This is a genomic window from Parageobacillus sp. KH3-4, assembly GCF_022846435.1.
GTDB classification, from domain to species: Bacteria; Bacillota; Bacilli; order Bacillales; family Anoxybacillaceae; genus Parageobacillus; species Parageobacillus thermoglucosidasius_A.
Map to the genome: position 1 here is coordinate 2,923,004 of NZ_AP025627.1, position 18,577 is coordinate 2,941,580.

At 44.7% G+C, this 18,577-nt stretch carries 31 protein-coding genes and 1 pseudogene; 11 read left to right on the forward strand and 21 right to left on the reverse strand.

Translation table 11 applies throughout. The annotated features are described in order from the left end of the window. Positions 1-73: 73 nt before the first annotated feature. The 3 genes from MWM02_RS14685 to MWM02_RS14695 all read left to right on the forward strand — a co-directional run bounded on the left by MWM02_RS14685 (position 74) and on the right by MWM02_RS14695 (position 1,825). Positions 74-802: an alpha/beta hydrolase gene (locus MWM02_RS14685; protein ID WP_064552425.1), complete on the forward strand. Its 729-nt coding sequence runs from the start codon at positions 74-76 to the stop codon at positions 800-802. Positions 803-867: 65 nt separating this feature from the next. Then, positions 868-1,389, forward strand: coding sequence for a YjcG family protein (locus MWM02_RS14690; protein ID WP_244402315.1), 522 nt, complete (start codon positions 868-870; stop codon positions 1,387-1,389). A gap of 1 nt (position 1,390) precedes the next feature. After that, positions 1,391-1,825: a GNAT family N-acetyltransferase gene (locus MWM02_RS14695; protein ID WP_064552427.1), complete on the forward strand. Its 435-nt coding sequence runs from the start codon at positions 1,391-1,393 to the stop codon at positions 1,823-1,825. Between the two features lie 523 nt (positions 1,826-2,348). Here MWM02_RS14695 and spoVIF read toward each other — a convergent pair. The 3 genes and pseudogenes from spoVIF to MWM02_RS14710 all read right to left on the reverse strand — a co-directional run bounded on the left by spoVIF (position 2,349) and on the right by MWM02_RS14710 (position 3,180). After that, positions 2,349-2,603 carry a sporulation-specific transcription regulator SpoVIF gene (gene spoVIF / locus MWM02_RS14700; protein ID WP_244402316.1) on the reverse strand — a complete coding sequence of 85 codons (255 nt, stop codon included), beginning with the start codon at positions 2,601-2,603 and terminating at the stop codon, positions 2,349-2,351. A 119-nt stretch (positions 2,604-2,722) separates the two neighbouring features. Continuing rightward, a pseudogene (locus MWM02_RS19690) lies at positions 2,723-2,812 on the reverse strand (YjcZ family sporulation protein); the annotation flags it as partial. Positions 2,813-2,943: 131 nt separating this feature from the next. Then, positions 2,944-3,180, reverse strand: coding sequence for a hypothetical protein (locus MWM02_RS14710; RefSeq protein ID WP_064552430.1), 237 nt, complete (start codon positions 3,178-3,180; stop codon positions 2,944-2,946). 133 nt (positions 3,181-3,313) lie between these two features. On the opposite strand from MWM02_RS14710, the gene MWM02_RS14715 reads away from it, so the two are divergent. Beyond that, on the forward strand, positions 3,314-3,634 hold the full coding sequence (locus MWM02_RS14715) for a thioredoxin family protein (RefSeq protein ID WP_244402318.1): 321 nt from the start codon (positions 3,314-3,316) through the stop codon (positions 3,632-3,634). Between the two features lie 88 nt (positions 3,635-3,722). Here MWM02_RS14715 and MWM02_RS14720 read toward each other — a convergent pair whose 3' ends face one another. The 14 genes from MWM02_RS14720 to fabI all read right to left on the reverse strand — a co-directional run bounded on the left by MWM02_RS14720 (position 3,723) and on the right by fabI (position 10,371). Next, on the reverse strand, positions 3,723-3,890 hold the full coding sequence (locus MWM02_RS14720) for a hypothetical protein (protein WP_198401598.1): 168 nt from the start codon (positions 3,888-3,890) through the stop codon (positions 3,723-3,725). Positions 3,891-3,905: 15 nt separating this feature from the next. After that, positions 3,906-4,766: a DUF421 domain-containing protein gene (locus MWM02_RS14725; protein ID WP_064552432.1), complete on the reverse strand. Its 861-nt coding sequence runs from the start codon at positions 4,764-4,766 to the stop codon at positions 3,906-3,908. A gap of 12 nt (positions 4,767-4,778) precedes the next feature. Beyond that, positions 4,779-4,985: a DUF1657 domain-containing protein gene (locus tag MWM02_RS14730; RefSeq protein WP_064552433.1), complete on the reverse strand. Its 207-nt coding sequence runs from the start codon at positions 4,983-4,985 to the stop codon at positions 4,779-4,781. Positions 4,986-5,000: 15 nt separating this feature from the next. Then, positions 5,001-5,357, reverse strand: coding sequence for a stage V sporulation protein AE (gene spoVAE, locus MWM02_RS14735; RefSeq protein ID WP_064552434.1), 357 nt, complete (start codon positions 5,355-5,357; stop codon positions 5,001-5,003). Continuing rightward, positions 5,354-6,370 (reverse strand): stage V sporulation protein AD, encoded by a 1,017-nt coding sequence (gene spoVAD, locus MWM02_RS14740; protein WP_244402319.1) that lies wholly within the window; start codon positions 6,368-6,370, stop codon positions 5,354-5,356. Before spoVAD ends, spoVAE begins: the two co-directional genes overlap by 4 nt. Continuing rightward, positions 6,370-6,849: a stage V sporulation protein AC gene (gene spoVAC / locus MWM02_RS14745; RefSeq protein WP_064552436.1), complete on the reverse strand. Its 480-nt coding sequence runs from the start codon at positions 6,847-6,849 to the stop codon at positions 6,370-6,372. Before spoVAC ends, spoVAD begins: the two co-directional genes overlap by 1 nt. Positions 6,850-6,860: 11 nt before the next feature. Then, positions 6,861-7,397 (reverse strand): YhcN/YlaJ family sporulation lipoprotein, encoded by a 537-nt coding sequence (locus MWM02_RS14750; RefSeq protein ID WP_256462186.1) that lies wholly within the window; start codon positions 7,395-7,397, stop codon positions 6,861-6,863. A 67-nt stretch (positions 7,398-7,464) separates the two neighbouring features. After that, positions 7,465-7,671, reverse strand: coding sequence for a DUF1657 domain-containing protein (locus MWM02_RS14755; RefSeq protein ID WP_064552438.1), 207 nt, complete (start codon positions 7,669-7,671; stop codon positions 7,465-7,467). A gap of 130 nt (positions 7,672-7,801) precedes the next feature. Beyond that, entirely contained in the window at positions 7,802-8,008 is a 207-nt protein-coding gene (locus MWM02_RS14760; protein WP_244402320.1) for a holin, read from the reverse strand. Between the two features lie 22 nt (positions 8,009-8,030). After that, the gene (locus tag MWM02_RS14765; RefSeq protein WP_198401600.1) at positions 8,031-8,234 is read right to left on the reverse strand and encodes a hypothetical protein; all 204 of its coding nucleotides are present in this window, start codon (positions 8,232-8,234) and stop codon (positions 8,031-8,033) included. An 89-nt stretch (positions 8,235-8,323) separates the two neighbouring features. Then, on the reverse strand, positions 8,324-8,446 hold the full coding sequence (locus MWM02_RS19405; protein ID WP_256462187.1) for a hypothetical protein: 123 nt from the start codon (positions 8,444-8,446) through the stop codon (positions 8,324-8,326). Between the two features lie 206 nt (positions 8,447-8,652). After that, complete coding sequence (locus tag MWM02_RS14770) at positions 8,653-9,000, reverse strand: DUF1360 domain-containing protein (RefSeq protein ID WP_244402321.1); 348 nt, start codon at positions 8,998-9,000, stop codon at positions 8,653-8,655. Continuing rightward, positions 8,987-9,409 (reverse strand): CotO family spore coat protein, encoded by a 423-nt coding sequence (locus MWM02_RS14775; protein WP_064552442.1) that lies wholly within the window; start codon positions 9,407-9,409, stop codon positions 8,987-8,989. The genes MWM02_RS14770 and MWM02_RS14775 overlap by 14 nt, the downstream gene beginning before the upstream one ends. 185 nt (positions 9,410-9,594) lie before the next feature. Beyond that, positions 9,595-10,371: an enoyl-ACP reductase FabI gene (gene fabI / locus MWM02_RS14780; protein ID WP_064552443.1), complete on the reverse strand. Its 777-nt coding sequence runs from the start codon at positions 10,369-10,371 to the stop codon at positions 9,595-9,597. A gap of 170 nt (positions 10,372-10,541) precedes the next feature. Between fabI and MWM02_RS14785 the strand changes: the two genes are divergently transcribed. Together MWM02_RS14785 and prpE are read left to right on the forward strand one after the other, a co-directional pair. Further along, positions 10,542-11,714, forward strand: coding sequence for an FtsW/RodA/SpoVE family cell cycle protein (locus tag MWM02_RS14785; protein ID WP_064552444.1), 1,173 nt, complete (start codon positions 10,542-10,544; stop codon positions 11,712-11,714). Between the two features lie 155 nt (positions 11,715-11,869). After that, the gene (gene prpE / locus MWM02_RS14790; RefSeq protein ID WP_064552445.1) at positions 11,870-12,607 is read left to right on the forward strand and encodes a bis(5'-nucleosyl)-tetraphosphatase PrpE; all 738 of its coding nucleotides are present in this window, start codon (positions 11,870-11,872) and stop codon (positions 12,605-12,607) included. Positions 12,608-12,623: 16 nt separating this feature from the next. On the opposite strand, the gene MWM02_RS14795 is transcribed toward prpE, so the two are convergent. The 4 genes from MWM02_RS14795 to MWM02_RS14810 are packed head-to-tail and all read right to left on the reverse strand — an operon-like array spanning position 12,624 to position 15,396. Further along, a complete protein-coding gene (locus tag MWM02_RS14795; protein ID WP_244403634.1) occupies positions 12,624-13,523 on the reverse strand; it encodes an RluA family pseudouridine synthase in 900 nt (299 codons plus the stop codon). A 31-nt stretch (positions 13,524-13,554) separates the two neighbouring features. Then, a complete protein-coding gene (locus tag MWM02_RS14800; protein ID WP_481861777.1) occupies positions 13,555-14,349 on the reverse strand; it encodes an NAD kinase in 795 nt (264 codons plus the stop codon). 23 nt (positions 14,350-14,372) lie between these two features. Next, the gene (gene yjbM, locus MWM02_RS14805; protein ID WP_064552448.1) at positions 14,373-15,005 is read right to left on the reverse strand and encodes a GTP diphosphokinase; all 633 of its coding nucleotides are present in this window, start codon (positions 15,003-15,005) and stop codon (positions 14,373-14,375) included. 16 nt (positions 15,006-15,021) lie between these two features. Then, positions 15,022-15,396, reverse strand: coding sequence for a UPF0738 family protein (locus MWM02_RS14810; RefSeq protein ID WP_244402323.1), 375 nt, complete (start codon positions 15,394-15,396; stop codon positions 15,022-15,024). 129 nt (positions 15,397-15,525) lie between these two features. On the opposite strand from MWM02_RS14810, the gene MWM02_RS14815 reads away from it, so the two are divergent. The 5 genes from MWM02_RS14815 (at position 15,526) to MWM02_RS14835 (ending at position 18,572) form a co-directional block, all read left to right on the forward strand. Then, positions 15,526-16,116, forward strand: a complete 591-nt coding sequence (locus MWM02_RS14815; protein WP_064552450.1) for a CYTH domain-containing protein — start codon at positions 15,526-15,528, stop codon at positions 16,114-16,116. After that, positions 16,116-16,718 carry a lytic transglycosylase domain-containing protein gene (locus MWM02_RS14820; protein ID WP_244402324.1) on the forward strand — a complete coding sequence of 201 codons (603 nt, stop codon included), beginning with the start codon at positions 16,116-16,118 and terminating at the stop codon, positions 16,716-16,718. The genes MWM02_RS14815 and MWM02_RS14820 overlap by 1 nt, the downstream gene beginning before the upstream one ends. A gap of 105 nt (positions 16,719-16,823) precedes the next feature. Then, the gene (locus MWM02_RS14825; protein WP_064552452.1) at positions 16,824-17,237 is read left to right on the forward strand and encodes a globin domain-containing protein; all 414 of its coding nucleotides are present in this window, start codon (positions 16,824-16,826) and stop codon (positions 17,235-17,237) included. Beyond that, positions 17,230-18,123 carry a ClpXP adapter protein SpxH gene (gene spxH / locus MWM02_RS14830; RefSeq protein ID WP_064552453.1) on the forward strand — a complete coding sequence of 298 codons (894 nt, stop codon included), beginning with the start codon at positions 17,230-17,232 and terminating at the stop codon, positions 18,121-18,123. Before MWM02_RS14825 ends, spxH begins: the two co-directional genes overlap by 8 nt. Before the next feature lie 254 nt (positions 18,124-18,377). After that, the gene (locus MWM02_RS14835; RefSeq protein ID WP_064552454.1) at positions 18,378-18,572 is read left to right on the forward strand and encodes a hypothetical protein; all 195 of its coding nucleotides are present in this window, start codon (positions 18,378-18,380) and stop codon (positions 18,570-18,572) included. Positions 18,573-18,577 lie beyond the last annotated feature (5 nt).

Here is an 18,577-nt window from a genome sequence, read left to right on the forward strand (position 1 = left end):
ACTGCGTTTGTTAACATGGTTTAACAAAATATGTTACAATAACAGAAAGAATTTGTTTTTATGGAGGATGCACATGGCAGCAGCAAAAGGGACAATGCGCGATTATACAATTTACAGCAACGAACTGAACGAGGAAATAACACTGCTTGCCTATTTGCCCAGCACGTTTTCTCCGTTTCATAAATATTCTCTTTTGATCGCGCAAGATGGGAAAGATTATTTTATGTACGGGAAAATGAAAAGCGTCATCGAACAGCTGATGGAAAGCGGCAAGATTGATCGCACCATCGTCGTTGGCATTCCGTACCGTGATGTCAAAGACCGCTATGAGAAATATCATCCGAATGGAAAGAAAAACAGCCGCTATTTGCGTTTTTTGGCGCACGAGCTCGTGCCGTTTCTCGATCAAACGTTTCCTACGTACCAAATCGGAAAAGGACGCGCGCTCATCGGCGACTCCCTCGGCGGCACCGTATCGCTAATGGCAGGACTATTGTATCCGCATACATTTGGAAAAATCGCGATGCAGTCGCCATATATAGACGAAGGGATCATCGCGAAAATTCAGCAGTTTGCCGGCCCACCATTATTGCAGATTTACCATTCGGTAGGCGAAAACGAAACGGCGGTCAAAACGACGGATGGAAACGTGCGCGATTTTATCACGCCAAACCGAAAGGCGAAAGAAGCGTTTTTGCAAAAAGGTTTTTTATACGAATACCACGAATTTGCCGGCGGCCATGCATGGACGTATTGGCAGCCTGATGTCCCGCTCGCGGTTGAGCGCATCCTTGCTTTGTAAGCACTACAACACTTTTCGGAATTTTGTTATAATGAAGTACCAATGATCATAAGGAGGGATTTTTTATGAAATATGGCATTGCTTTATTTCCTTCAAAGCGAATACAAGACTTTGCCAATTCATATAGAAAGCGCTACGATAGCCATTACGCCCTCATTCCGCCGCATTTAACATTAAAAGAACCTTTTGAAGCCGATGACCAGCAAATTCAAAAAATAGTGAAAGAATTGCGCAAAATCGCCGCGGAAACAGACGTCATCCCGTTAAAGGTGACAAAGTTCAGTTCTTTTTACCCAGCAAGCAATGTCATTTATTTAAAAGTGGAGCCGAACGAAACGTTGCAGCGCCTTTATGAACGGCTTCACAGCGGGATTTTTGCCGGTAAACCGGAATATGTATTCGTCCCGCATATCACCATCGGCCGTGATTTGCCAAGCGCTGAATATGCCGATGTGTATGGACAGCTGCGGATGCAAAACGTTCACTTCGAGGAAACCGTCGACCGCTTCCATCTTCTTTATCAATTGGAAAACGGCGCATGGACGGTATACGAAACATTTCATCTAGGAGAAAAGGAGCAGGAATAACATGAACGTCGCAATCGGGGGAAAAAACGATACGCCTTTATATAAAGATGCATTGCTTGTCCGGCGAATCGTATTTATCGAGGAGCAACATGTTCCAGAAGAAGAAGAAATCGACGAATTTGAGCAAGAAGCTACACATTTCGTTTTGTACGACGGGGAAAAACCGGTCGGCGCCGGCAGACTTCGCACGATCGATGACGGTGTCGGTAAAATCGAACGAATTTGCGTTTTGCCGCAATATCGCGGCCGCGGGGCAGGAAAGCAGCTGATGGAAATGATCGAGATGTTTGCGAAAGAACAAGGCATCCGAAAAGTAAAACTAAATGCGCAAACACATGCAGAGCCGTTTTATCAGAAACTTGGATATCACACCGTTTCCGACGTGTTTATGGATGCTGGAATTCCTCATGTAACAATGGTAAAGTCGCTTCTTTAAAGACCGTATCGAACGACGGTACGGTCCACATTTTCCCGCACCCTTGCGCGCTGATCATGGCCATTGCCGCTCTCTGTTAATCCTCAATGGTTATGTCAATTCCGTCTCTCTGTCCAGTCCATTTGCACGATTTTCGCTGCGGCATATCCTCCTAGGAAACTTTCCATCATAAGCTGCTCGCTTGCTTTAGGCTTTCGCCGCACAGCCGACGGTCTCTTTCTAGTTATTGTGTAAAATTCCCTCTCCGCCTGGCAAACTTGGGCCACCGGAAAATACAATTGCTTTTTGCCTTGGTTTCTTACACCATTTCCGGGATTCAGTCCAGCCGTTATAACTGTCGATATCACGATTGTTGCAACGATTTGATACGAAAAACGGCAGCGGGCATATGGCACAGCCGTACCCAAAAATGGCGCACATCGGCAATCGAACAAATTCTATATTCCTTTCTCTTTGTTTATTTCACCATCCTTGAAAGCGAATAAAAAGGGAGCTCCGATTTTTTTCGAAGGCTCCCTTTCGCTTACTTTTTGCCCAACATGTCAGCAATCGTGTTAAAGTCAAGCTGTTTGCCGCTTTGAACGATTGTTTTGACGATTTGATCTTCCAGCTCTTTTGGCACTTTCCGATTAGCGATTTGCGCGACACGATGAATCACATGGCGCACCGTTTTTTCATCTTTAAAGTTGGCATTTTGCAAGGAATTTGCTAATTCAAATACATCTCTCATATTGACGCCGGTTTTCTTTTCAATATTTTTGAAAAACTGATTATCCATTTTCACCAAATCCCCCTTCTCCCCTTATATCGTATGAACGGAAAAACAAAAAGTGCATGCGCCGAAAGAAAAAGTACGAGCCGCCCGTTGAATAGAACAGCTCGTATCTGTGCGTGATGTCAGCCTACAAACGCAGCACCGACAATAATTAATAAAATAAACAGCACGACAATCAACACAAAGCTACTGCCATAGCCACCGCCATAGCCGTAGCCGCCAAAACCGCCAAAACCTCCAAAGCCGCAACCGCAACCAAAGCCCATCTGGTGCACCTCCTTACGCTTTGTTACTTTATCGTATTCATTGCATTTGCAGCTGGTATAGGCATATGTGGAAGATGTTATCCGAATAATTGAAACAGCTTCGAAAATTCTTTATCCTTCTTTGCAAACCATTTGTTTATATAATCTAAGTTTCCTTGGACATCTTTTAAAAATTGGTTATTTAACTTTTCCATTTCCCGTATTTGTTTATCAAAATCGTTTCCCCACCGTTCAAACAACTGGATAAACTGTTCATGTCCCTCTTTTTTAGAATTTGCCCACGTTTCCAGCGCTTTTTCCAGCTCCCGGCTCACCGTATCGCCTCCTTTCTTATCATTTTATGTATGCAATTTAGCAGATAACGTGCCAAGGCATATGAATTCTTTTTTTCCTGCAAAATGTGATAAAGTATAAGCGATAACTACTTCGTTCAAGGAGGAATTTCCGTTGAAAGAGCTACAAACAGCAGAACAATTCCAAGAGGCCATTTCCGGAGAAAAACCAGTAATTGTCAAATTTTATACGACATGGTGCCCAGACTGCGCAAGAATGAATATGTTTATCGATGATATCGTGAACGAATATGCGCAATACGATTGGTTCGAAATAAACCGCGACAATTTCCCAGATCTTGCTGAAAAATACCAAGTTATGGGCATCCCAAGTTTGCTCGTCTTCCGAAACGGAGAAAAAATTGCCCACCTTCATAGCGCCAACGCGAAAACACCAGAAGAAGTAAAACAATTTCTGCAGTCATTAACCGCATAAGCTTTTTCAAGCAAAAAGCCGCTTCCATAGCGGCTCTTTTCCATCAAAAGTTGCAATGGCCATCATATGAAAAAACATCGATCCATCATTAATACTCAATCACTTCATCATCTTTTGGCTGGCGTGTGGCATTGTCTCTGCTGTGCATAACGATCGATATTTCTTCATCCGTCGTATTCGCACTTCGCTGGCGGTCGCTTTTCCGCAATTCGATCGTAATTTCTTCGTCTGTCGTCCGGATTCGCTTTTGTTCCACCGTTACACTCCTCCTTTAGTTTTTTAAAAATGGCGCCACTTTTTGCAATAACGCTTGCATTTTTTTCGCATTTGCTTCATATAGCGCTTTTGCCTCTTTTGACTCTGTCTGCAGAGCAAATAATTCAAAATCCGCTTGCACTTTTTTGATCGCAGCTAACAACAGCTTCTTCTCTTGCGGTTCAGGAATTTGGATTTTATCGTCATACAAGTCGAGCGTCAGCTGCCCATAAGAGTCTACTTGGCCTAAAAACACGTTCTCGATCGCTACACCTTGTTTATCCAATTCCTGTTTTAGCCAGCCGCGGTTTAGTCCCATCGTCGCAAGCGGTTCATCCAAAATCATGCCATCCATAATCACTGTTTGTGGTTCTTTTTCTGACGGTGGGTTTGGAAATACGTCTCCGACGGTTAACGGCTGTTTTTCCCGTTTCAACAGCACGTTTAAATCGCCGTTCGGCTCGAGTACCGCAAATTCCACATCTGCTACGCGAAACACGTCTTTTTTGCGAAGTTGTTCGAGTAATTCGTCAACCGTATATTTTTCCCGTTTTAGATTTTCTTCCAATATTTTCCCATTTTTAATGAAAAGGGTAGAATTTCCCTCCACAAAATCACGAAATTTTTTATTTCGCAGTGAGATGCGAGAAGTGAGTACTGGGAACAATGACCAAATTAAAATACTTGTAATTCCTTCCTCCAGACTAATGCTCAAATCCATTGACATTGTTCCAGCGATATCGCCGACAGTAATGCCAACGATATACTCAAAAAATGAGAGCTTCGATAGCGGTTTTTTCCCTAGTATTCGCGTAATGATAAACAAGCCAATGATGATGGAAACCGAACGAATTCCTACTTCTAACCATACAGGCATCGATCATGCTCCTTACTTTCCGTGATATTGTGGCTCCTCCCATTCCAACTTGCCGATGCGCTTTTTGATATCGGCGATGATTTCTTCGGTCATCATCATCGCCTCATGAAATGTTCGCTGCGCCTTTTCGTCTTGTGAAATGAGAGCGAGCTCCTGCAGTCCGGCATGAATGCTTTTTAAGCCCGCTAAACTTTGTTTTACCTGCGAAGCAACGGTCATTGCGTTTTTCCTCCCTTATCCTTTTGGCCGGAATAATAGTGCGCCGATAAATCCGAATACAATTGCCGCCGAAATACCTGCACTTGTGACTTCAAACATTCCTGTCAGCACTCCGACGATGCCGTGCTTTTCCGCTTCCTGAAGCGCTCCGTGAACGAGCGAATTCCCAAAGCTTGTAATCGGAATGGTGGCGCCGGCACCGGCAAAATCAATGAGCGGTTCGTACAAACCGAAACCGTCTAAAATCGCGCCGGCGACAACGAGCAATGTTAACGTATGTGCCGGCGTCAATTTAAATACGTCCAGCAAGATCTGTCCAATAACGCAAATCAGTCCACCGACAACAAACGCCCAAAAAAACATCGCGATCATGATCCATCACCTCCATACTCAATCGCCACCGCATGAGCAATGCAAGGAATCGTTTCATTTTGCTGGAACGACAGCGGCGATAAAAGGGCGCCAGTCGCAACCGCAAGAATTCTTTTCAACTCCCCCCGCTTCATTCGGTTTAACAAATGCCCATAGACAACAATAGCCGAACAGCCAGCGCCACTTGCGCCGGATAATACGGGCTGGCCCTCCCGGTAAATAATCAACCCGCAGTCTTGATAGCGCTCTTCCTCTATATTCATTCCGTGCTGGCGCAGTAAATCGAGCGATATTTCCCGCCCGATCTTCCCTAAATCGCCGGTGACGATTAAGTCATAATAAGAGGCATCAATTTGCATATCGCGCAAATGCGCTTCGATCGTATCCACCGCCGCCGGCGCCATCGCCCCTCCCATGTTGAACGGATCGCTCAATCCCATATCGACAACCCTGCCGATCGTCGCCGACGTGACGCGCGGCCCATCACCATAAGAGCTAATGAGGGCCACTCCCGCCCCCGTTACCGTCCATTGGGCGGTTGGAGGCTTTTGTCCCCCATATTCCGTTGGATAACGGAATTGCTTCTCCACCGCCGCGTTATGGCTCGCCGCCCCAGTCAATATATAGTCTGCCCCGCCGTAATTCACAATAAAAGCGCTTAATGCCAAACCTTCCATCGAGGTGGAACAGGCGCCAAATATCCCTAAATATGGGGCGCCGATCGTTCGTGCCGCAAAGTTTGTCGGCGTCATTTGGTTAATCAAATCACCTGCAATGATCAATTGTACTTTTTCTTTCGCTATTCCGGCTTTTTCCATCGCTTTGAACATCGCTTCTTCCAGCAGCACTTTGTGTGCTTTTTCATATGATTGCTCACCGAGCCACAAATCCTCGTGAAGCAAATCGAAATCGTCGGCGATGCAGCCGTTTGCTTCGAACGGCCCCCCGACAGTCGCAGTTGCCAGAATGGACGGTTTGTTCTCAAACACCCACGTCCGATGTCCCTTTAACATTATAAACCCCCCCACTTCGTTGCGACGGTTTTTACTAATGCAACGACAAAGGCGGTAAACGTGCCGAATAAAATAACCGATCCGGCCAGCTTAAACATATTCGAGCCGACCCCAAGCACAAATCCTTCCGTCCGATGCTCGATCGCCGCTGAAATCACCGCATTTCCAAAGCCCGTAACAGGAACGGCGCTGCCCGCCCCGGCAAATTGCGCAATCCGGTCATACACCCCAAGCCCGGTGAGAATCATTGAAAAAAATACCATCGTTGCTACGGTAGGATTCCCCACCGTTTGCTCCGTAAAATCAAAAAAGTACATGTAAAAATACGATACCGCTTGTCCAAGCGTACTAATGAACCCGCCAACAAGAAAAGCGCGAACACAGTTTTTCACGACAGGACGCTTCGTTTCCCGTTCTTTTTCGAATAAATGATATTCTTGTTGTGTGGGAGTAAGTTTTTTCCGTTTCTCGTTCGCCATAATTCCACCCCTTATGTGCGCTCTTCGCTTAATTGTCTGATCTTTTCAATTTGTTGATCGACTTTCTGCTCATTCCAGTTTTTGTTTCCTAACTTTTCACGCAGTTCTTCTGTTTTCCAAAATATTTTTAAATCACTCGATGAAACGGTTTGATAATTGGGAAACAAGCGTATTAATTGGCGTTCAATTTCTTTTTCGATTTGTTTGCGGTAAAAGCGGTGCATATGCTTTATTTGATAAGCAACAAGCAGTTTTTTGCTTGTGTTCACGGCAACAGCGTCTTTTATATCATCTCTTGCCTTAATGAGCGCAACCGCTCGTTCTGCTGTTTGCTGATTCATGTTATTCGGTTGTATTGCCCCATTTGTATTTGTTTTCATAAAACCGGATCCTTGCAGCGACTGCTGCTTCACTTCCTGTTCTTTCGCGCAACCGCCCATCCATACGCAAATAACGATTGTTGCAAACAACCATTTTCTCATGCTCATCAACCCATCCATGTATGTATTTTCGTTGGAAAAAGGTTGGCATACACCAACCTTCCCCACATCATCGTTTTGCGAAACTTTGTTCTTGTATCGCTGTCTCCTGATTGCTAAAGAACTTCTTTTGCTTTTATTGCTGTTTATATTGCGGTTCTTCGTTTTGAATTTCCTGCACGCGAGAGTTTACTAAATCAACGATCGCTTGCGTTTGTTGCGCCGCTTGTTGATAAAGTTGTTTCGCTGCTTGGTTTTCCGTTTGCAGCGCGAATGTTTCAAAGCTTGCCTGAGCTGCTTTTAAACCTGACAATGTTTGTTTTACTTGAGTTGCGACAGTCATCATTATTCCCCCTTGCTGTGGTAGTAATATCGATTACAATTGTTAGAATGGATTTTTTTTCGGAAAAATATAATTGTTATTTTTTACAAAAAAAGACTGTCCATTGAAACGGACAGTCTTTTACTTATACTTACTTTTCTTTATTATTTATTTTGTCAGAATAACCGCGGCCAATGGATGGGTTATTAATAATCCCCGCCATTACAAGAATGCTTAAAAATGCTTCGTACAGCCGCTCGTATTTCCCTAAATCGATATCAACGCCAAATGTTTGCAATGTCAAAACGGCAAAAGAACCGTCAGCAAGCCAAAGGCCGTAGTTTTTAAAACGCTCCACTTATATTTCCCCCGCAATCTCGTTAAATCCAAGAAAAAGGTTTTCTTTCTTTTTCATCATCATCACGCGTTGCTTCGTCATGAGCGTCCTCAACTGCTTCTGCGTCCGTGCGGCGCGGAAACAGCCATGGATCGCGAATACGCCCTCTCGGAACAATCACCACGTCGTCCGCATGAATGATTAGCTTACCGACATGAATAACACGAGGCTCTTTACGATTGGACACGCCTATTCCTCCCTTCCTGTCGCCTAGTTGCATTGTTAGACTATGCAACTAGGCGGATAGAGGTATAGGCATTTTTCACAGATCATCCACTATTTCTTTTTTATTGTTCTGCCGCAACCGCATCCCCCCGCCCGCTTCACGGGCGCTGCTTTGGGAGAAGGCACTCTCGTTACCTTAATGGGCTGAAGCGATGGAATCGGTTTTTTCTTCATCAATAACCTCCATGCCATTTAATGTACTATATAGTTTATGTGATGCGGACAGAATGTGTTTCTTCTTTTTATCACGTTTTTATATATCAGCTGTCAAAAACTGTTTACAAGTGAAAGCGGAACGAAAAGCACGCAAGCGCAGCAAATATTCTCGTTCGTTGCAGCTGCTTCTTGTTTCGCCTACATTCAATATCGGTCTCCCAATGTTATGAGTCGAACTTTTCCATTGCCCACTCCATAAAAGAAGCTCCCCCAGCAATCGCCAATATCACAAGGAGCGGATGAAAGATAATGGGATAGAGCATATTACCGATGTAAAGAATAGCAGCACACCAAATTCCCGTACACCAATAGCAGCTCAGCAGCTCCCCGACCCAGCGGCGCAAACCGCTTCCCTTTACGCACAAAAATGATTGGACCGTTCCATCCGGCAGCGTTTCTTCGACAATTTCGTGAAATGGCTTTCGCAAAAATGCGGTAATCGAATCGTACATGATTAATCTCGTTAGGCGAAACGTACTTAAAATAAAAAGAAAAAGCTCAGTAGCGGTCACGTTGCCCCTCTTCTCCCTTCTCTAAAAGCCCGATCAATGCAAGGGAAACAACCTCCTTTCTAGGAATTACGGCCCTTCCGAAAGCGGTCTCCATGACTATTTCCGTTCCATCGTATTGGCGAATGATTCCTTCTCTTTCTCCGTTGGCACTGACGAGCTTGCATTTTATATTGGAAAGATGCGCTGGGAGATTGGCCAAAAATGACAGCTGTTCTTCTAGCGACATCTGTTGAAACTGCTTTTCCTGCTGTTGGTCAAGGTTTTTTTCAGCAAGTTCTTCACTCCCCGTTCTTTGCCCGACAGCCGCTCTGCTTTGAAACGTTCGCTGCATGTAAGCAACCACACGGTCCAGCTTTGGCTGCACAATATAAAGAAGCGGCTTATTTTCTATCATGTCACGCCGTTCCATCCATAATCACCTCCTTTTTTCGTCTGTTGCTTTATTATATGTATGCCGTTTATCACGAGAATTGCCCAGAAGTTTGTCAAAAAAAACAAGCTGCTCCTTTTATTACTAAGGAACAGCCCACCGGTTTATTGTTTTAGAGGCGTTTTTCGCTCCGGGACGAGCGCGCCGCAGCGTTAACCTTTTTATTAATATCCTAAAATGTGGTATCCAGAATCGACATGGATAATTTCGCCCGTAATGCCACGCGACAAGTCGCTAAATAAAAACAGCGCCGTATCGCCAACTTCTTCTTGCGTCGTCGTGCGCCGAAGTGGAGCGCGTTCTTCAATTTGTTTTAAAATCAAGTTAAAATCGCTAATCCCTTTTGCCGACAGCGTCCGAATCGGCCCGGCCGAAATCGCGTTAACGCGGATGCCGTATTTTCCTAAATCGTTTGCTAAATATTTTACGCTGGCATCCAACGACGCTTTTGCCACTCCCATAATGTTGTAATTTTGTACGACCCGCTCGCCGCCAAGATAGGTTAATGTCACGATGCTTCCGCCTTCAGTCATCAGCTCTTTCGCTTCCCTAGCGACCGCAGTTAATGAATAAGCACTGATGTTATGGGCAAGCAAAAATCCTTCGCGGCTTACTTTCATATATTCTCCGCTTAAATCTTCTTTGTTCGCAAACGCAATACAATGGGCGACCCCATGAATGACGCCGACTTGCTCCTTAATTTGTTGGAAGCATTGGATAATTTCCTCATCTTTCGTCACATCGCATGGCAAAAGCAGGGAATTTTCATCTTCCAGCGTATCAACAAGGGAACGAACCTCTTTTTCAAAACGCTCGCCGGCGTATGTAAAAATGAGACGCGCCCCCGCCGCATGCAAAGACCGCGCGATTCCCCAAGCGATGCTGCGTTTATTTGCCACTCCCATCACGACATATGTACGTCCTTTTAACGATAAATTCATTTGTCATCCTCCCATATTGATAAAATTAATATTTGTTATTAGTACCTAGTGTTAATTTTATTATATGATAAGTCTTGCAGAAAGTAAATGAATCAAACCTCTTTGCAAAAATGTCGGAATTCGTTAATATGGTATATGGCACGTTTTTATTATTACGGAGAGGGTTAAATATGGGACAAGATCGGCTATCGCAATCGAAACTTGATTATAATTTATTGTTTATTTTGTTTTTAATGGCGATTGTCAGCGCGATCGCGATTCATAGCGCCGAGGTGACACTGCCGGAAAAATTGCAAAATGTCAATTTTGCCTATAAGCAATTGCAATGGTACGCGATCGGGGCCGGAGTGATCGCGTTAACGATGATTATCGATTATGACCGGTTTTTCCAAATCGCGTGGTATTTATATGGATTTGGCATGCTGCTGTTGCTCGGACTGGAGTTGAACGTCCCAGGCACGGTGACAATTAAAGGAGCGACTAGCTGGTACAAGCTCCCAGGTGGGAATTTTCAGCCATCAGAACTGATGAAAATTTTTATGATTATCGTCCTTAGCCGCATTATCGTTAACCATCGCGAAAAATATCCGGAACCGACGATGAAAGATGATTTTAGATTGCTCGGTAAAATCACATTAACACTCTTACCGCCATTAATATTGTTAATGAAACAGCCAGACTTAGGAATGTCGATGGTGTTCGTCGCCATTACTGGTTCGCTTGTGCTCGTTTCCGGCATCCGCTGGCGCATTATTTTTGGAATTGTGTTTTCCGCATTAATGGTCGTCGCTATTCTTGTATTTATTTTTTTCCGATTTCCTGACTTTTTCCACAAATATATTTTAGAAGACTATCAGTTAAATCGTTTTTACGGCTGGCTTGCTCCTTATGAGTATTCCAATGAACAAGGGTTCCAGCTCATCCGCTCTCTGCTTGCCATCGGTTCCGGGGAATTGTATGGGAAAGGCCTTGGCAATTTGCAAGTATATCTTCCGGAGGCGCACACCGACTTTATTTTCGGCGTCATCTCCGAACAATTTGGCTTTATCGGCGCCAGCATCGTCATTTCCCTCTTTTTCTTACTCGTATACCGCATGGTGCATATCGCCTTAGAGAGCAACGATTTATACGGAAGCTATTTGTGCGCCGGCGTCATCGGCATGATTACGTTCCAAGTGTTTCAAAACGTCGGCATGACGATCGGCCTGTTGCCAATCACTGGCCTTCCTCTTCCATTTATTAGTTACGGGGGAAGCTCGCTCGCCACGTACATGCTAGCGATCGGCCTCGTGCTTAACGTGCATTCGCGCACGAAAAAATTTATGTTTTCTTCGGATGAATAAAAAGCCGCATGATTAGCGGCTTTTTATTTTATAATAATCATGCCATTCGCAAACCTCTTCATTTGTTGGATGGGAGTTTTTTACTGTCTCCACCACAAAGCTTTAATGCAGAAGGAGGGAGACATTTCGAAAAAATGTAAAAGGAGAACAAAACGATGAAAATCGATATCATCGGCGATATTCATGGATGCTACGCAGAATTCGTAAAACTAACTAAACAGCTTGGATATGAATGGGGCATGGGAATCCCCGTTCATCCAAATGGAAGGAAACTCGGCTTTGTCGGCGATTTAACTGACCGCGGCCCGCAATCATTGCAAACGATCGAAACGGTCTATTCACTTGTCATGGAAAATCTGGCATATTACGTCCCAGGAAATCATTGTAATAAACTGTACCGCTTTTTTTTGGGAAGAAATGTGCAAATTACGCACGGCCTTGAAACAACAGTGGCGGAGTATCGCGCATTACCGCCGAACGATCGGGCTATAATCCGCCAAAAATTTATGAAGCTGTATGCAACGGCGCCGCTATACGCACGGCTTGACAACGGCCGCCTCATTATCGCCCATGCCGGCATCCGCCAAGACTACATTGGACGAACCGACAAAAAAGTGCAAACGTTCGTGCTTTACGGCGATATTACGGGAAAAACGAATCCGGACGGAACGCCCGTCAGGCGGGACTGGGCAAAACATTACAAAGGAAAAGCTTGGATTGTATATGGCCATACTCCCGTAAAACAGCCTAGAATGATTAATCATACAATCAACATTGACACCGGCTGCGTATTTGGCGGCGCGTTGACCGCTTTTCGCTATCCGGAAATGGAGATCGTTTCCGTTCCTTCTTCCATGCCATATGTGCCGGAAAAATTTAGAACGTTTGACTAGCACGAATCCCTGTCTCCTACGAGCGGAGCCGCTCGATCAGCCGCTGCATATCATCGGGAAGCGGACAGGAAAACATATATTGCTGTTTTTTCAATGGATGGAAAAACGAAAGCTCCTTGCTGTGCAGCGCTTGGCGGCCAATCGTTTCCCGGCTTCCGCCATACAATTCATCCCCAACGAGCGGGTGGCCGAGATGCGCCAAATGAACGCGAATCTGGTGGGTGCGGCCTGTCTCGAGCTGCAGTGATAGGTGCGTATAATCACGAAACCGCTGCAGCACGCGGAAGTGTGTAACGGCGCGCTGGCCGTCTTCGCGAACTTCCCGTGCAATAATACTGTCGCTTTTCCGGGCGATCGGCGCATCAATCGTCCCTTCGTCCTTGCTGATGCGTCCATGGCAGATCGCTTCATAGCGCCTTGCCACTCTGCCTTGTTTTTGCAAAGTGGACAAAAGATGATGAATATGTCGGTGCTTGGCGATCAGGACAAGCCCGGAAGTATCGCGGTCGAGCCTTGTCACAACATGAATCGTCGACTTTAACTGCTGCTTTTTGTAATGATATAGCAGCGCGTTGGCAAGCGTGCCGCCCGGATGCTCGCGCGATGGAATCGTCGCCATGAACGGCGGCTTATTGACGACTATGACATGCTCATCTTCATATACGATATCTAAAGGAATCGCCTCCGGTGCCATTCCTTCGCTTGGCAATTCCGGAGGAAAAACGACGCGCAGCGTCTCCCCTTCTCCAAGGCGGTGGCGGACTGTCACCGGCTGATCATCGACATAAATCGCTCCGCCATGAAATTTAATATCGGTCAACGCCGTTTTCGAAATGCCGTTTTCTTTTAAAAACTCGCGAATAAGCTTGCCTTCCTCTTGTTTTGTAATCACCCAAGTGAGCGTAAACTGTGACAACATTGTCTACCTGCCTTTATGCGCTTGCTTGTCAATCAGCGATAAATGAATCGCGCACCCGCTTCCAAAACGGAAACGGACGGAAGCGAGCGAAGCGAATTTTCTCATCGGCGACACGGCATTGAATCGATTTCACGTCTTTATGCAGTAGTGATAAATGGTCAATCGTAATTTGAAAATCGACATTGTTTACCGGCTTTAACATGCATGTATGATGGGCAGGAAGAACAAGCGGCGATCCGATCGTGCGGAATACCCGGTTGTTAATCGATGCCATCTCGGTAACTTGGATGGCTTCAAGCGACGGATGCAATATCGCACCGCCCAACGCTTTGTTATAAGCCGTGCTTCCTGTCGGCGTAGAGATGCATAACCCGTCTCCGCGAAACGTTTCAAATAGATCGCCGCGAATTTCCACATCGATCACAAGCGTGCCGCTGACGCTTTTCACCGTGCATTCATTTAAAGCAAGATATTTTGTTTCGCGCTCTCCGTTTATGTAGCGAATAATCACTTCCAATAACGGATATTCCACGACTTGGTACGGTGTTTTCGCAATGGCGATGACTAATTTTTCGATTTCTTCCGGCACCCAATCGGCGTAAAATCCTAAATGCCCGGTATGAACACCGACAAATGCCGTTTTATCCAAGCGACGGCAATAACGATGGAACGCATAAAGCAGCGTTCCATCGCCTCCGACCGAAATGACAAGATCAGGTGCATCTTCATCATACTGCAAGTCAAAATCAAGCAAATATGTTTTAATTTTTTGCGTAAGTATGTTTGATGTTTCATCTCCTTTGGACGTAACGGCAAATTTCATCGGCGCTTGTTTCTCTTTCATCGTTATTCTCCTTTTGCATCCTGTTTTCGCGAAAAAGCTGCTTGTGCTTCTTGAATTTCGAAGCGGATTTTTGACATTTCTTCGTCCAAGCGGTATGCCGCTTCCGCAGCGCGCTGCAATCTTGCTTTAATATCTTCGGGAAAGCGGCCGCTATATTTATAGTTTAATGAATGTTCAATCGTTGCCCAAAAATTCATTGCAAGCGTCCGAATTTGAATTTCTGCCAAAATTTTCTTTTCTCCATAAATCGTTTGCACCGGATAGCGGATCACCACATGGTAAGAGCGATAGCCGCTTTCTTTTTTTTGAGTGATGTAATCCCGTTCTTCGACAATTTCAAAATCGTTCCGTTTGCGAAGCAGCTCCACTACCGTTTTAATATCATCGACAAATTGGCACATCATGCGAAGCCCTGCGATATCTTGCATTTGTTCTTCCAATTTGTCGAGCGGAATATTTTTCTTTTGCGCTTTATCGAGAATGCTTGCCACCGGCTTTACTCTTCCAGTAACAAATTCAATTGGCGAATGCACCCCCAACATTTCAAACTGGGCGCGCATTCCTTTCAATTTCACTTTTAGTTCTTCTACCGCCTGTTTGTATGGCGCCAAAAACAAATCCCAATGTTTGACCATGATACCACCACCAATGTTATGTAAGAAAAATTTCTTTTACCGCCTGTTCCATTTGTTCACCGTAATTGGCATTTCCATCAATATTTTCAATTAAATATGCCAGCTCTTCCTTGAAATTGGTCAGTTCCAGCTCCACCGTTCCGCTTTGCAAAAAGACCGGAATGCCTTCCGTTAATACTTGTTTCATATCGGCCCAATGCTTGTATGGAATCGTAACGTAAATAAAATCTTCCTCCGTTTCCAATATATAAACAAACGCGATATTATCTGAATCAACAAGCATATGATTTTTTGGCTTTGCATGTTCCAGCGAAAATGAAGGATGATCGCTAATCAGCCATAATCGCTCGTTTCGTTTTTCTATCTTTTCCACCATTAATTTCTTTCGCATGCCAAATCTCCTTCCACATGAACAATTCTTTTTTATTTTACCATAATCACCCTATGCATAATAAGTAATTGATATTCAGCGATAAACATCCGATAATAAAATTGAAAAGAATACAAAAGGGGAGCAAACATGGATCAAGAAATAGAAATTGAATTTAAAAATTTATTGACGAAAGAAGAATTTGACAGAATTCGGCAAGCGTTTCATATTGCTGACAATGCTTTTGAGCACCAAGAAAATCATTATTTTGACACACCGCAGTTTTTGCTGAAAGACAAACGAGCAGCGCTGCGGATCCGCGCAAAAAACGGCATCTATACATTAACATTAAAGCAAACGGCGGCACACGGAGCTTTGCTTGAGATGCATGAACGTCTGACAAAAGAAGAAGCGGACGCTCTCTTAAACGGCACAGCCGTTGTCCAAGGCTCCATTGCGCAAATTCTTCGGGAAATTGGCGTTCCGCCTGAACAGCTGCGGCATTTCGGCTCGTTGGCAACCGACCGTGCGCAATGGGCGTACGAAGGCGGCACACTGTTTCTTGACCATAGTCATTACTTGCAAACCGATGATTACGAGCTAGAGTACGAGACAGAAGAGGCAGAAAGCGGGAGACAGCGATTTTTACAGCTCCTTGATTCGCTGCATATCCCGATTCGGCCAACTGCCAATAAAATTCAACGCCTGTATGCGAAAAAATACGGAGAGGGGGAACAATAATGGACGTTTCTACACTAAAACTATTGCTCGAGCTTCAAGCGTTGCAAGCTTTCACAACAACCCGCGCGAATACCGCGAATCAAAGCAACACGAACACGTGGTCATTTGCGCAACTGCTTCATGAACTTTTGGAACAGCAGCAGCCAATGCCGCCAGTGAAAGAAAACCTAAAAGTACCGGCGCCGCCAGCAGCAGAAAAAGCGCCTTCTTTAAAAAATGCAGATGGAAACATCGATGCGTTGATCGCTCAGGCGGCGGAAAAATATAATGTTGACCCGAAACTAATCCGCTCCGTCATCCGCCACGAGTCCAATTTTAATCCGAATGCGCAAAGCCGCGCCGGGGCAGCTGGGCTGATGCAATTAATGCCAAGCACCGCAAAAATGCTCGGAGTAGAAAACCGGTTTGACCCGGCACAAAACATCGAAGGCGGTACAAAATATTTACGAATGTTGCTTGACCGCTATCACGGCAATGTCTCTCTTGCGCTTGCCGCGTATAACGCTGGCCCTGGAAACGTCGATCGCTATGGAGGAATTCCGCCATTTTCCGAAACAAGGGCATATGTGGAAAAAGTGCTTAACACATATTACTCCATATAATTGCTCCTTTTGTTCGAGTCACTTTGTTTGAGATAAATAAGCTTCATTGTTAAAATAGCAGTAAAATCATCGTACACAAACATTTTACCCAAAGGAGCATTCACAATGGCTGAACAATGGCAAACACTTTACGAGGCGATCGGTGGAGAAAAGACGGTTGCAAGGCTTGTGGAAGCTTTCTATAAACGCGTTGCCAAACATCCTGATTTAAGCCCGATTTTTCCGGACGATTTAACAGAAACAGCGAGAAAACAAAAACAATTTTTAACGCAATATTTAGGAGGGCCGCCGCTTTACACGCAGGAGCACGGGCATCCGATGCTACGGGCGCGCCATTTGCGCTTTGAAATTACGCCAACTCGCGCCGAGGCATGGCTCTCCTGTATGCGTGCCGCAATGGATGAAATCGGTTTGTCCGGACCAGCGCGCGAACAATTTTATCATCGTCTCGTTTTAACTGCCCATCATATGGTCAACACCCTAGACAATTTAGAAGGAAAGGAGTATTCCCTTGAATGACAAATTAGCTGGGAAAGCTGCCCCGGATTGGTGGCATGCTTCCCAGCCGCGCAGCAACGAGACAAAGCCGTTGGAAATTTATTTGTTCATCGATCCACTATGCCCCGAATGCTGGGGGCTTGAGCCAATTATCAAAAAACTAGTGATTGAGTACGGACGCTTCTTTACGTTGAAACATGTGTTAAGCGGAAAGCTGGCAACGCTTCATATGCGGAAACGCCATAAGCCGGAAACGATCGCTAAAGTGTGGGAGCGGACGGCAAGCCGTTCGGGAATGTCTTGCGATGGGAGCCTATGGCTGGAAAATCCAATTTCTAGCCCATTTGCCGCATCGATCGCTATTAAAGCAGCGGAATTGCAAGGCAAGCGCGCAGGAATTCGTTTCTTACGCCAATTGCAAGAATTATTGTTTTTGGAAAAGCAAAATGTCTCCGATATTTCCGTGTTGATTGATTGTGCGACGCGCGTCGGTCTGGACGTCGATGAATTCGTTCGCGATTTGCAGTCGACAAGCGCGTCAAAAGCGTTTCAATGTGATTTAAAAATTACATCAGAGATGGACGTAAACGAAATTCCAACGCTTGTCTTTTTTAACGAAAACATCGAAGATGAAGGAATCAAAATTTCCGGATGCTATCCTTACGAGATTTACGTCGAACTTATTCATGAAATGCTTGGCTTCCAACCTGAACCATCCCCTCCTCCCCCGCTCGAGTCATTTTTAAGCCATTTTAAATTCGTCGCCACAAAAGAAATCGCAGTTGTTTATAATATGACCATAAACGAAGCGGAAAAAGAAATGAAAAAACTGCAGTTGAAGCAAAAAGTGGAAAAAGTGCCGGTAAAGCACGGAACATTTTGGCGCTATATTTCTAAAGAAGAATAAGGAAAAGCCCGGCTTTCTGCCGGGCTTTTCCTTATTGTCAAGACAACAAAGGGGATGGGAGAAATTTTTCACGGTCAAACAAAGGGGTATAAAGTTTTTGTGATTTTATTCACGATATTATCTTAACAAATAAGATCAAGTTTTGACAACTGCTTTGTGCTTTTGTTCACATTATTGTCATAAATATGGAAGAAATCATCTTTTTCTTTACAATACTCATATAATGAAATAAGACCAACAGAAAGGAGAAAAAAATGAAACGAACCACGTTGTTCATTTGGGGATTCTTCGTGCTCATCGCCTTTTGTTTAAATTTGTTTGGTCTTATGCATCTTATTCCACCGCTGATTACGATGCCGCTTTTATTCTTTTCTATTTTTGGGTTTTTAGCCACTTGGAACAGCCGCAATCAATTTAAAGGATTTTATCAAAAGCGAATGTGGCAATAGCGCCA